Raw genomic sequence first — 11,560 nt, forward strand, 5'->3', positions numbered from 1 at the left:
TGGAGAGGTGCACAATCCAAATGTGCTTAGAAGATATAGTCGGTGGTCAGGAAGCTTGAGTCACGGTTGCGCAGGATATCGCTGACCAGCGCCTTGTTGCTCTCCTGGAACTTTGTGGCCACCAGGGTGCGGATCGAAAACACGCGCAGCGCGTCATGTACCGACAACGTGCCCTCGGCCGAGTTCTTGCGTCCGTTGAACGGGAAGGTGTCTGGCCCGCGCTGGCACTGGGCATTGATATTGATGCGGCCGACCTGATTGGCAAAGGTGTCCACCAGGCGCCCGACTTCCACGGCGTTGGTGCCGAAAATACTCAATTGCTGGCCGAAGTCCGAGTCGAGTACGTACTCGATCACCGTGTCCAGGTCACGGTAGGGCACGATGGGCACCACCGGGCCGAACTGTTCCTCGTGGTACACGCGCATCTGCGGGTTCACCGGGTACAGCACTGCCGGGTAGAAGAACGACCCACGGCTGGTACCGCCATTGGCATTCACCACCTGGGCGCCATGTTGTTGCGCATCGGCCACCAGCCCGTTGAGGTAATCGACCTTGCCGATTTCCGGCAGCGGTGTCAGTGAGACGCCGTCTTCCCAGGGCATGCCGGGCTTGAGGGTCTCCAGCTTGCGGTTGAGTTTCTCGATAAAGCTATCGACCACGTCCTCATGCACAAACAGGATTTTCAACGCGGTGCAGCGCTGGCCGTTGAAGGACAACGAGCCGGTGACGGCCTCGCTGACGGCATTGTCCAGGTCCACCTCGGGCAACACGATGCCAGGGTTTTTCGCATCCAGGCCCAGGGCGGCACGCAAGCGGTGTGGCTTGGGGTGCAGCTTTTTCAAGTCACTGGCGGCTTTGTTGGTGCCGATAAAGGCAAAGATGTCGATCTTGCCGCTGGCCATCAATGCACTGACGGTTTCGCGGCCGCTGCCGTAGATCACGTTGATCACCCCCGCCGGGAAGCTGTCGCGGAACGCCTCCAGCAACGGACGGATCAACAACACGCCGAGCTTGGCCGGCTTGAACACCACGGTGTTGCCCATGATCAGCGCCGGGATCAGCGTGGTAAACGTCTCGTTGAGCGGGTAGTTGTAGGGGCCCATGCACAGCGCCACGCCGAGGGGCACACGGCGGATTTGCCCGAGGGTGTCCTGCTCCAGCTCGAAGCGGCTGCTGCGGCGGTCGAGTTCCTTGAGGGCATTGATGGTGTCGGTGATGTAGTCGCAGGTGCGGTCGAACTCTTTCTGCGAGTCCTTGAGGTTCTTGCCGATCTCCCACATCAGCAGCTTGACCACCGCGTCGCGCTGTTCGCGCATACGCCGCAAAAACGCTTCGACATGCTGGATGCGGTCTGCCACGCGCATCGTCGGCCATTCCCCCTGGCCACGGTCGTAGGCGCGCACGGCGGCGTCGAGGGCGGTGAGGGCGGTCTCGGCGTCCAGCAACGGCGTACTGCCGATGACTACGCGGCGGTCGCCCAATTGCACCGGGCTCTGCACCTGGGCCAAGGGGCCGTTCCACACCTGCAACTGGCCGTCCACCAGGTAATCACGCTGTTCGATGGGCGCCGCCAGGCGGTATTGCTCGGGAATATCGGCAACGCTGGTGGGAAACAGCTGGGCGAGCAGGTTGCTGGTGGTCATGTCACTTCCCCTGAAGTAGTTACAAAACATGACTAGAGAGTCACCCAACACAGGGCTCTATGGCAAGGCTTGTGCGCTTTGCAGTACGCACACGGGGCGTGTGGCCTGCTCTTCGAGATAGTAGACTGCGCGCCTTTCTTGAAGGAGTTCACATGAGTCAGTACCAGCCGGGCATTCTTGCCGCACCGGTGCCTTTGCAGGCACGCCATCTGTTTTTTGCCGTGGACACCCTGGCAGCCGTGCCCGCTGCGCTGGACGCACTGGTGCAGTTGACCGATTCGGCGGCAGTGGTCGGGTTTGGCGAGCCGCTGGTAAACGCGCTGGGTGCAACGGTTGATGGCTTGCGCAGCTTTCCAACCGTGAGCGCGCCGGGCGCACACAACCCGTCTACCCAGCAGGCGCTGTGGGTCTGGCTGCATGGCGTTGATCGCGGCGAGTTATTGTTGCGCAGCCGCGCTTTCGAGAAGGCCCTGGCCCCGGCGTTTCGCCTGGTACAGTCGACCGAAGGCTTCCGCTACAAGACCGGCTTCGACCTCACCGACTACGAAGACGGCACCGAAAACCCCCGCGACGACGCCGCCGTTGAAGCCGCCCTGACCGACAGCGGCGCCAGCTTCGCCGCGATCCAGCAATGGCAACACGACCTCGATGGCTTCGCCGCGTTGCCCGCCCAGGAACGCGACCACATCATCGGCCGCCGCCATGGCGACAACGAAGAGCTGGAAGACGCCCCCGAGTCCGCCCACACCAAACGCACTGCCCAGGAAAGCTTCAGCCCGGAAGCCTTCGTGGTACGCCGCTCGATGCCCTGGGCCGAAAACGGCCAGGCCGGGTTGATGTTCCTTGCATTTGGCCATTCCTTCGACGCGTTCGAAGCGCAACTGCGCCGCATGAGCGGGTTGGAAGACGGGATTGTCGATGGCTTGTACCGCATCAGCACGCCGTTGACCGGTGGTTACTACTGGTGCCCGCCGACCCTCGCTGGGCGGCTGGATCTGAGTGTGCTGGCAGGCTGAGCGTCTCTGCCTGGTAATCGTGGCTGAACATGAAAATTCGGACAGCCACGCAATCCCCCACTGAAAAAATCCCCATCTGCCCGTAATCTAGACGCCTTCGCCACCCTGTCCGGATTGTTCATGTCTTCTGTTGCCGATGGGCTCCCCCTCAATAAACGCCTGCCAGCCGTGATCGCAATTTCCCTGGGGATCGGCATGGCGACCCTGGACACGGCCATTGTCAACACGGCATTGCCGACCTTGGCCGAGGGGATTGGTACCGATTCCGCCTCGGTGATCTGGGTGGTCAACGCTTATCAGTTGGCGATTATCGCCACGGTGCTGCCGTTTGCGTCGCTCAGTGATGTGCTGGGCCACCGCCGGGTCTATCTCGGCGGTTTGCTGCTGTTTATCGTCTCGTCGCTGTTTTGCGGACTGGCCGGTTCGCTGGTGACCCTGACCGCTGCGCGAGTGGTGCAGGGGTTGGGGGCGGCGGCGATCATGAGTGTCAACACAGCCTTGCTGCGGCATATCTACCCGTCAAAAATGCTTGGGCGTGGCCTGGGCTATAACTCGCTGGTGGTGGGACTGGCCTTTACCCTGGGGCCGACCGCCGCTTCGGCGATTCTGTCGGTGGCGACCTGGCACTGGCTGTATCTGATCAATGTGCCGTTGGGTTTGCTGGCGTTGGCATTGGGCCTGCGCTCATTGCCGACCCTGCCGATGACCGGGCATGCCTTCGACCGCCTCGCGGCCATGCTGTGTGCCGGCTTGTTCGCCTTGCTGGTGCTGGGGCTGGGCACGGCGGTGCATGGTGCGCAGGGGGCGTTGACCCTGGGCTTGATTGCGGTGGCGCTGGTGTGTGGCGCTTTGCTGCTGCGCCGACAGGCCGGGCACCCGGCGCCGATGCTGGCTTTGGATCTGTTCAAGCGGCCGGTGTTTGCCTTGTCTTCCCTCACGGCCATTTGCGCCTTCAGCGCCCAGGGCCTGGCTTTTGTGTCGCTGCCCTTTCTGTTGCAGGCGGTGCTGGGGCATAGCCAGGTGGAAACCGGGTTCCTGATGACGCCGTGGCCGGCGGTGGTGGCGGTGATGGCGCTGGTCGCTGGGCGCCTGGCTGACCGTGTGTCCCTGGGCCTGCTGTGCGGTATCGGGCTGTTGATGTTGAGTGTGGGGATGGCCGCGTTGGCAACCTTGGGCAACGGTGCATCGGCCTTCGATATTGGCTGGCGCATGGCGTTGTGCGGTGCCGGTTTCGGCTTCTTCCAGTCGCCCAACCTCAAGGCCTTGATGACCAGTGCACCGTTGGCGCGCAGCGGCGGGGCCAGCGGCATCGTGGCGATTTCGCGGTTGCTGGGGCAGACGCTGGGGGCGTCGTTGGTGGCGCTGTGTTTTCACCTGTCCCTTGGCGGTGGTCCGCAGTATGCGCTGTGGCTGGGGTGTGGGTTTGCGCTGGTGGGCGCCGTGGCCAGTGGCTTGCGTTTACTGCCCTACGGGAAAAAGCCGTTGTAAAACCTGCGATGGGAGGGCTACCGTGGCGACCTGAATATTTCGGGATGTTTCAGATTTATGTCCAGCCTGGCCCTCCGCACTGCTGATACCCATTCCCGCCGCGCTGCGTTGACCCTGGCGTTATGCTTGCCCAGTGACGTGTTGCTCTATCTGCTGCTGCCCATGGAGTCCCAGGCCTTCGGCATCACGCTGGCCCAGGCCGGAGTATTGCTGGCGGCCAACCGCCTGGTGCGGATTTTCGGCTACCGGCATGTGTTGAATTTCTACGCGCGTAACGGTGATCGCCTGACCTGCATGATCGCCGCCGGCGCCGCCACCCTATGCGCCTTGGGCAATTCGGTGCTGTCGGGCTTTGCCGCATTGTTGGGACTGCGGCTGGTGTGGGGCCTGTGTTTCGCCGCGTTGAACCTGTCGACCCAGGTCTTGGCCACCTCCGAGCCGGAGGGCGCCGCGCGCCGGGCCGGGCGTTCGCGGGCCTTGATTGCCTGGGGGCCGATGCTGGCGTTGCCGTTCGGTGGCTGGCTGACGCTGTGGGCCGGGCCACGTCCGATCTTTGTGATCCTCGCCGGCTGTTGCCTGGTGGGGCTGTGGATGGCGCGCAGCCTGCCCAGCGCCGCGCATGATTTGCACAGCACCCCGGGACGTCGCTTCAAATGGCCCGACAGCGTGGCGCTGTGGTCGTTTATCGAAGGCGTGGCGCTGGATGGACTGTTTATTTTCGGTCTGTCGATCCAGGCGCAAAAGCTGCTCGGCGGCGACGCGGTGCTGATCGCGGGCGGCTTGATGGCGCTGCGTTATGTCTCGGAAATGCTCTTGAGTCCCCTGGGCGGCCACGCGGCCCAGCGCTTTGGCGCCACCTCGATGCTGTTGCTGTTTTCGTTCCTGAGTGCCTTGGCGTTGACGGCGTTCGGCAGCTATTGGGTGATCGTCGGTGCGGCGGCGGTGTTGGTGCTGCGCGCGCTGCAACTGCCCCTGGTAACCACCCTGGTCGCCGAGCGCAACCCCGGTTCGATGCGAGTGTCGGCCCTGGCGTCCAATGCGGTATGGCGTGACATCGGCGCGGGCCTCGGGCCACTGCTGGCGGGCCTGCTATTGCCCGTGGCCTCGGCGCCCCTGGTGTTTGGCGTGGCAGGGGCGGCGATTGCGGTGAGTGCGGTGTTCTGCTGGCGCACTCGCGTGGCTGCAGACTGACTTACGCGCTTTTCAAGGTTTCCAGCCAGGCGGGATCAAAACGGCGTTGCTCGGTGTCGATCCCCAGCGCGTGCATCTTCGCCTGATGAGCTTCGATTTCCCCCACCAACTGCGCCTGGGCGCTGGAATTGGCGTCCAGGGCGTGCATCTGCGTCAGGCCCAGGTGATAGAACCGCAGCACCTTCATGGCCGTCGGATCATTCGCTTGCACACGCTCGGTGACGGTGTGCATCACATTGGTCACGCGCATCAGGTTGCGCTTGAGCTGCCAGCCATACACGGCCGCCGCCAGCCACGGTTGGGTCCAGAACGGGCCGCGCACCAGGGCGAGGGTAATCAACACCCCGGCAAATACGCCGCCGACATTGAAGCGCACGTTATCACCGCCGGGTTCGCCGAACAGCATCACCGCCAGGCTCGACAGCAGCATGGCCAACGCCATGAACAGCACGGCCACGATCAGCGTGCTGCGCCGGGTCTGTTGGCGGTAGGTGACGGGGTCGCAGGGTTTGAGCTCGAACATCCGGTCCAGTTCTCCAGGGCGGGGTAGGGGCAGGCATCTTCTCATGGCCAGCGGTCAGCGGTGGGGCAATCAAGTTGAACCATGATCTGTGGCAGTTTCTCTAAACCGGTGTAGTCCCTTTGAGGTGAACCACCATGCCCGAATACAAGCAGCCCCCGCCCGGTACACCCGACCCGGATCGCACCCCCGGTGAAGAAGAGCGCGACAACGATGCCTTGCGCCCCAATGACCCGAAAGAGCGTGACGAACAGGATGACGCGCAGCGCGTCGAAGAAGACCTGGAAAACCTCCACGACAAAGCTCGCCCGCTATAACAGGAGACCGTGATGAACAAGCGCTCGGATGGCCCCCCCTCCAACGAACACGCCAGCGGCACGGATGAGCTGGGATTTGATCCGGACTCGCCCGATGTAGCTGATCCGCAGGTTGATCCGGTAGGTCCGGCCATCGCCCCGCTGGATAAAAAGGACAAGGATGAGGCGAAAAAAAAGCCGCCCTACGATCCGTTGGGCGACTTGAAGAAATGAGCTGAGCCCCGCCAATGAGCGGGGCTTTTGTTTATCTGGGCGGTGTCCAGGTGACTTCGGTAATGCCGTATTTCTCGGCCCACGGGCGAGTGGTTTTTTTCACCTGCTCATGGCCAACCCGGCCGATACGGCTGACATGCGCAATGTCAGCGTCAACGGCTGCCCAGTGCCAGGCCTCGGCGTTGTTCATCACTTCGGCACGCACCACAAAGGACTTCGGTTGGCCGTGCAGTTGGTAGTGGATGGTGTAGATTTTTGCGGTACTCATGTTGCCTCCCTGTCTTGTTATAGATGGATAGGAAACGGTTTAAAAAGGTTCATTCAAAATGACAATCTGCATGCCGGCGCGGCATAGTGCCGCATTCCTCTTGCGCCCAAGGATCGCGCCATGACCCTCCTGAACCACAGCCGTCTGTACCTGCAACGCCTGGGTTACGAGTCGCCGCCACCGCCCACCCTGCAGACCCTGCGGGATTTGCAACTGCGCCATGTGTGCACCTTCGCCTTTGAAAGCCTGTCGACCCTGCTGCGCCTGCCGGTGCCCATCGACTTGCCCAGCGTCGAGCAGAAAGTCTTGTTCGATGGGCGCGGTGGGTATTGCTATGAGTTGAACCAGATGTTCCTGGCGCTGCTGCAGGAACTGGGCTTCGACGCGCGCGGTATTACCGGGCGGGTGGTGATGGGCGGCCTGCCGGACGCACGCACCGCGCGCACCCACCGCCTGAGCCTGGTGACCCTGGAAGGCGTGCGCTACATCACCGACGTCGGCTTTGGCGGCATGGTGCCGAGCAGTCCGTTGCGGTTGGACACCGAGGCCGTGCAGGCCACGGCCCATGAGCCGTATCGCCTGGCATTCAATCAGCAGGAGGGCAGCTACACCTTATGGGCCGAGGTCGCGGGAGAATGGCGTGGCTTGTATGTGTTCGACCTGCAAGTGCAGGCGGCCATCGATTACGAAATCGGCAACTGGTACGTCTCGACCCACCCGGCTTCGCCGTTCCTGGGGCAATTGAAAGTCGCGCTGCTGGCGCCCGGTAAGCGCCATACCTTGAACAACGCCCACTACGCGATCCACTGCCTGGATCAGCCCAGCGAAAAGCGCGTGTTGAAGAATGCGCAAGAACTGCGGGTACTGCTGCGCGACACCTTCGGTCTCCGCGTGCCGACCCATCCGACACTGGAGGACGCATTTGTCGATGGGTGGCCGACCTAAAGGTAGGCAGCAGTGTTTTGGCGTGTGCGCCCTTAATCCACAAGCCCGGTATTCGCAGCTTATTCCTACGCCCTGCCATGATACTGCCTGCATTCGCGTGTAAGCCTAGCGCTATATAAATCCGCCCACGCTGATCATTTTCGGCCGTAGGCATAGCGATGGGCTCCAACCGGCTCAGTTTTTCTGAACCGTTGGATTCAACCTCTCGACGCATTGCTCTACAGCCAGAGCAATTTGCACGAGGGACACAGCATGGGGTTGCCTGCCGACGCTCAATCACTGGATTTCACCCGGTTGTCCTTGCCCCTGGGCGAGGCCGATGGCGGTGGCCAGAATTTCGAATATTCGGCGCAATTCTTCGCGCTGGAAGAAGAGACCCTGGGTAAACCCGAGGTGCAGTACGGCGATACGCTTACCCAGGCCATCGACCCGGACTGGAAGCGCGTAATGGCGCTGGCATTGCCGATGATGGAGCGTAGCCGCGACCTGCGCCTGGCCATCTGGGCCACGCGCGCTCAACTCAATCTGCACGCCTTCGCAGGCTTGGCCGCTGGCCTGGGGCTGGTGCAGGGGTTGCTGAACAACTGCTGGGACGGCCTGTACCCAAGACTCGACCCGGAGGATGGCAACGACCCGCTGCTGCGCATCAATATCCTCGCGTTTCTGTGCGCGCCCAACGGCCTGGTGTGTGATGTGTTGGATGCGCCGCTGATCAACGCCCGTGGGATCGGCGCGGTCAGCTTGCGGCTGGTCGATCTGGCCATGAGCGCACCCGGCGGCGAGGGCGGTCATCCGAGCCTGGCGATGATCGAAGGGGCGTTCGCCGATACCGATGCGCAACCGTTGCGGGCCGTTCACGCCGCGCTGACCGAGGCCTTGGCGCACAGCGTGCAGATTGAGCAATGGTTGACGGAAAAAGTCGGCGTGGACCGCGCCATCGACTTCAATGGCTTGGCCGCACCGTTGCGCCGTGCCGCTGAAATAGTCAGCCGGTTCCTGCTCGATCCTGCGCCGCAGGAGGCCGCTGCGGCCGCTGTCGCAACGCCAGCCGTGGCCGCCCCGAAACCCCCGTACGCTGAGATCCGCAGCCGCGAGGAGGCACGCGAGGTCATCGACCGGCTGTGCAGCTATTTTCATGCCCACGAACCCGCCAGCCCAGTGCCGTACCTGCTGCAACGGGCAAAGACACTGATCGACAAGAATTTCATCGAGTTGCTGCAAGACCTCGCACCCGACGGTCTCGCCCAACTGGCGCAGGTCAGCGGCATTCACCACAGCGACAACTGAACGTTTACCTACCCACTCCACTTACCGGAGCCCGTTCCGTGGCCAAAGAAAGCAGTCAGAAGTTCATCGCCCGCAATCGTGCGCCCCGCGTCCAGATCGAATACGACGTGGAGATCTACGGCGCGGAAAAAACCGTGCAATTACCCTTTGTGATGGGGGTGTTTTCAGACCTCTCAGGGAAACCGGCAGAGCCCTTGCCGCCAGTGGCCGAGCGCAAGTTCCTGGAGGTCGATGTCGACAACTTTGACGAACGCCTCAAATCCATGCAGCCGCGGGTGGCCTTCCAGGTGCCCAATACCCTCACGGGCGACGGCAACCTGCCGGTGGAGATGACCTTTGAGAGCATGGACGACTTCTCCCCAGGTGCCATCGCCAGCAAGGTGCCGAGCCTCAACCAGTTGCTGACCGCACGTCGCCAGCTGTCGAACCTGTTGACCTACATGGACGGCAAGGTGGGCGCCGAGGAACTGCTGGCCACTGTGCTCAGCGATCCCGGCTTGATGAAAACCCTGTGCGCGACCCCCCAACAACCCGAATAACTGACTGACTGTCGACTCTGCCGGTGCCCCGTTTGCCCCGGCATGGGGACGCTGTTGCCCAAATTTCAAGGATACCGTCATGTCCACCATGCAATCGGAACAGCCAGACCAGGCAACGGCGGCCACGGCCTTCGACGCCGGCGATTTTGCCAGCCTGCTGCAAAGAGAATTCAAGCCCAAGACCGAGAGGGCCCGGGATGCCGTGGAAAGCGCCGTGCGCACCCTGGCTGAACAGGCGCTGCTGGGCACGCCACTGATGTCCCATGACGTCATGGGCACCATTGAAAGCCTGATCGCCAGCCTTGACCAGAAGCTCACCGAGCAGGTCAACCACATCCTCCACCACGAGGAGTTCCAGGCCGTGGAAAGTGCCTGGCGTGGCTTGCACTACCTGGTGAGTAATACCGAGACCGATGAGTCCCTGAAGATTCGGGTGATGAACATTTCCAAGGCCGAGGTGCACAAAACCCTGCGCAAGTTCAAAGGGGTGGCCTGGGACCAGAGCCCGATTTTCAAGAAGCTGTATGAGGAGGAATACGGTCAGTTCGGCGGCGAGCCTTACGGTGCCTTTGTCGCCGATTACTACTTCAACAACAGTGCGCCGGACGTCGAGTTGTTGAGCCAGATTGCCCGCGTCAGCGCCGCCGCGCACTGCCCATTGATCACTGCCGCCGACCCCAGTGTGATGTTCATGGAGTCCTGGCAGGAACTGGCCAACCCGCGTGACCTGACCAAGATCTTCCAGACCCCGGAACATGCGGCGTGGCGCAGCCTGCGCGCCAGTGAAGACTCGCGCTACGTAGGCCTGGCCTTGCCCCGATTCCTCGCCCGTGCGCCTTACGGTGCAAAGAGCAATCCGGTCGAAGACTTCGATTTTGAAGAAACCACCGATGCCGCTGACGCCAAGGATTTCACCTGGGCCAACGCGGCCTACGCCATGGCCGTGAACATCAATCGCTCGTTCAAACACTACGGCTGGTGCTCGCAGATTCGCGGCATCGAATCCGGCGGTGTGGTGGAGGGCTTGCCAGTGCATACCTTCCCGACCGATGACGGCGGGGTGGACATGACCTGTCCGACCGAGATCGCCATCAGCGACCGGCGCGAAGCGGAGCTGGCCAAGAACGGTTTCATGCCGCTGGTGCACAAAAAAAACAGCGACCTGGCCGCCTTTATCGGTGCGCAGTCGCTGCATAAACCGGCGGAGTACGACGACCCGGATGCCACTGCCAACGCCCACCTGGCCGCGCGCCTGCCCTACCTGTTTGCCACCTGCCGTTTTGCTCACTACTTGAAGTGCATCGTGCGCGACAAGATCGGTTCGTTCAAAGAGCGCGACGACATGCAGACCTGGCTCAACAACTGGGTCGGTCGCTACGTGGAGCGTAACCCGGCGACCGCCACCGATGCCGACAAGGCGCGCAAGCCGCTGGCCGGTGCCGAGGTGGTGGTGGAAGAGGTGGATGGCAACCCCGGCTTTTACAGCGCCAAATTTTTCCTGCGACCTCACTACCAGCTTGAAGGGTTGACCGTATCCCTGCGGTTGGTCTCCAGGCTGCCCTCCACTAAAGCGTCATAACACAGCTGTTCAACCCTGAAAGGTACTCACCATGATCCTGCTGAACTTCAAAGATAAAAAAATCAAAGGCACTGCCAAGGTCGACGGTCACAACGAGTGGATCACCATCGACGCACTCCATATGAGCGTTGGCCGGGCGATTTCCAACGTTTGCCGCGCAGACCGTAGCCCCAGCACCCCGTCGTTCTCGGAGATGTCCCTGACTAGGGCCACCGACCAGGCCTCGCCTGACCTGTTTATGCAGTCCCTGCGCGGCGGGAGCCTGGGCGATGCCGAGATTCACTTTATCCATACGGGCACCCCGGAGCAAAACACACAGGTGTTCCTCAAGCTCATCCTGGGCGACGCGATCATCAGTTCCTACTCGGCCAGCAGTAACGGCGAGCGCCCGGTCGAAACCCTTTCCATCAGCTTCATCACCATCAGTTATACGGTCGACACCTTCGAGGGTAAAAGCGTGATCAGTGGTACGCCGAAGCAGTGGGACTTGGAAACGAATAAGGAAAAAATCTGATTCGGATGCCAGCGGACGGGCGCGTCAGTCCGCCCGCCGC

General features: G+C 62.0%; 13 protein-coding genes. 10 read left to right on the forward strand and 3 right to left on the reverse strand.

The genetic code is table 11. The features are described from left to right. Positions 1 to 26 precede the first annotated feature (26 nt). A complete protein-coding gene (locus AD670_RS03700) occupies positions 27 to 1,643 on the reverse strand; it encodes an NADP-dependent glyceraldehyde-3-phosphate dehydrogenase (RefSeq protein WP_053128454.1) in 1,617 nt (538 codons plus the stop codon). Between the two features lie 152 nt (positions 1,644 to 1,795). Between AD670_RS03700 and AD670_RS03705 the strand changes: the two genes are divergently transcribed. The 3 genes from AD670_RS03705 (at position 1,796) to AD670_RS03715 (ending at position 5,338) form a co-directional block, all read left to right on the forward strand. Then, positions 1,796 to 2,659 carry a Dyp-type peroxidase gene (locus tag AD670_RS03705; RefSeq protein WP_053128456.1) on the forward strand — a complete coding sequence of 288 codons (864 nt, stop codon included), beginning with the start codon at positions 1,796 to 1,798 and terminating at the stop codon, positions 2,657 to 2,659. 120 nt (positions 2,660 to 2,779) lie between these two features. Beyond that, complete coding sequence (locus AD670_RS03710) at positions 2,780 to 4,147, forward strand: MFS transporter (RefSeq protein ID WP_053128458.1); 1,368 nt, start codon at positions 2,780 to 2,782, stop codon at positions 4,145 to 4,147. A gap of 57 nt (positions 4,148 to 4,204) precedes the next feature. Further along, positions 4,205 to 5,338 carry an MFS transporter gene (locus AD670_RS03715; RefSeq protein ID WP_053128460.1) on the forward strand — a complete coding sequence of 378 codons (1,134 nt, stop codon included), beginning with the start codon at positions 4,205 to 4,207 and terminating at the stop codon, positions 5,336 to 5,338. A 1-nt stretch (position 5,339) separates the two neighbouring features. On the opposite strand, the gene AD670_RS03720 is transcribed toward AD670_RS03715, so the two are convergent. Continuing rightward, positions 5,340 to 5,861 carry a DUF3087 family protein gene (locus AD670_RS03720; protein WP_053128462.1) on the reverse strand — a complete coding sequence of 174 codons (522 nt, stop codon included), beginning with the start codon at positions 5,859 to 5,861 and terminating at the stop codon, positions 5,340 to 5,342. A 134-nt stretch (positions 5,862 to 5,995) separates the two neighbouring features. Here AD670_RS03720 and AD670_RS03725 point away from each other — a divergent pair, with 134 nt between their 5' ends. Together AD670_RS03725 and AD670_RS03730 are read left to right on the forward strand one after the other, a co-directional pair. Continuing rightward, positions 5,996 to 6,175 carry a hypothetical protein gene (locus AD670_RS03725; RefSeq protein WP_053128464.1) on the forward strand — a complete coding sequence of 60 codons (180 nt, stop codon included), beginning with the start codon at positions 5,996 to 5,998 and terminating at the stop codon, positions 6,173 to 6,175. Between the two features lie 12 nt (positions 6,176 to 6,187). Continuing rightward, positions 6,188 to 6,388 carry a DUF6021 family protein gene (locus AD670_RS03730; RefSeq protein WP_053128466.1) on the forward strand — a complete coding sequence of 67 codons (201 nt, stop codon included), beginning with the start codon at positions 6,188 to 6,190 and terminating at the stop codon, positions 6,386 to 6,388. A gap of 31 nt (positions 6,389 to 6,419) precedes the next feature. Here AD670_RS03730 and AD670_RS03735 read toward each other — a convergent pair whose 3' ends face one another. After that, positions 6,420 to 6,656, reverse strand: coding sequence for a DUF6555 family protein (locus AD670_RS03735; protein WP_053128467.1), 237 nt, complete (start codon positions 6,654 to 6,656; stop codon positions 6,420 to 6,422). Between the two features lie 120 nt (positions 6,657 to 6,776). Between AD670_RS03735 and AD670_RS03740 the strand changes: the two genes are divergently transcribed. From AD670_RS03740 to AD670_RS03760, 5 genes are all read left to right on the forward strand, one after another. Then, positions 6,777 to 7,601, forward strand: a complete 825-nt coding sequence (locus AD670_RS03740) for an arylamine N-acetyltransferase (protein ID WP_053128468.1) — start codon at positions 6,777 to 6,779, stop codon at positions 7,599 to 7,601. A 252-nt stretch (positions 7,602 to 7,853) separates the two neighbouring features. Next, positions 7,854 to 8,888: a type VI secretion system protein TssA gene (tssA, locus tag AD670_RS03745; RefSeq protein ID WP_053128469.1), complete on the forward strand. Its 1,035-nt coding sequence runs from the start codon at positions 7,854 to 7,856 to the stop codon at positions 8,886 to 8,888. Positions 8,889 to 8,926: 38 nt separating this feature from the next. Continuing rightward, positions 8,927 to 9,427, forward strand: a complete 501-nt coding sequence (tssB, locus tag AD670_RS03750; RefSeq protein WP_053128470.1) for a type VI secretion system contractile sheath small subunit — start codon at positions 8,927 to 8,929, stop codon at positions 9,425 to 9,427. Between the two features lie 88 nt (positions 9,428 to 9,515). Further along, positions 9,516 to 11,006, forward strand: coding sequence for a type VI secretion system contractile sheath large subunit (gene tssC / locus AD670_RS03755; RefSeq protein ID WP_218187622.1), 1,491 nt, complete (start codon positions 9,516 to 9,518; stop codon positions 11,004 to 11,006). A gap of 31 nt (positions 11,007 to 11,037) precedes the next feature. Next, positions 11,038 to 11,520: a type VI secretion system tube protein Hcp gene (locus AD670_RS03760; protein ID WP_053128475.1), complete on the forward strand. Its 483-nt coding sequence runs from the start codon at positions 11,038 to 11,040 to the stop codon at positions 11,518 to 11,520. The last annotated feature ends 40 nt before the right edge of the window (positions 11,521 to 11,560 follow it).

Source organism: Pseudomonas sp. MIACH (genome assembly GCF_001269925.1).
In the GTDB taxonomy this organism is placed as follows: domain Bacteria; phylum Pseudomonadota; class Gammaproteobacteria; order Pseudomonadales; family Pseudomonadaceae; genus Aquipseudomonas.

Coding starts and splice junctions, on each gene's coding strand:
- AD670_RS03700 (WP_053128454.1), bottom strand. CDS start 1,643: ATGACCACCAGCAACCTGCTCGCCCAGCTGTTTCCCACCAGCGTTGCC.
- AD670_RS03705 (WP_053128456.1), top strand. CDS start 1,796: ATGAGTCAGTACCAGCCGGGCATTCTTGCCGCACCGGTGCCTTTGCAG.
- AD670_RS03710 (WP_053128458.1), top strand. CDS start 2,780: ATGTCTTCTGTTGCCGATGGGCTCCCCCTCAATAAACGCCTGCCAGCC.
- AD670_RS03715 (WP_053128460.1), top strand. CDS start 4,205: ATGTCCAGCCTGGCCCTCCGCACTGCTGATACCCATTCCCGCCGCGCT.
- AD670_RS03720 (WP_053128462.1), bottom strand. CDS start 5,861: ATGTTCGAGCTCAAACCCTGCGACCCCGTCACCTACCGCCAACAGACC.
- AD670_RS03725 (WP_053128464.1), top strand. CDS start 5,996: ATGCCCGAATACAAGCAGCCCCCGCCCGGTACACCCGACCCGGATCGC.
- AD670_RS03730 (WP_053128466.1), top strand. CDS start 6,188: ATGAACAAGCGCTCGGATGGCCCCCCCTCCAACGAACACGCCAGCGGC.
- AD670_RS03735 (WP_053128467.1), bottom strand. CDS start 6,656: ATGAGTACCGCAAAAATCTACACCATCCACTACCAACTGCACGGCCAA.
- AD670_RS03740 (WP_053128468.1), top strand. CDS start 6,777: ATGACCCTCCTGAACCACAGCCGTCTGTACCTGCAACGCCTGGGTTAC.
- tssA (WP_053128469.1), top strand. CDS start 7,854: ATGGGGTTGCCTGCCGACGCTCAATCACTGGATTTCACCCGGTTGTCC.
- tssC (WP_218187622.1), top strand. CDS start 9,516: ATGCAATCGGAACAGCCAGACCAGGCAACGGCGGCCACGGCCTTCGAC.
- AD670_RS03760 (WP_053128475.1), top strand. CDS start 11,038: ATGATCCTGCTGAACTTCAAAGATAAAAAAATCAAAGGCACTGCCAAG.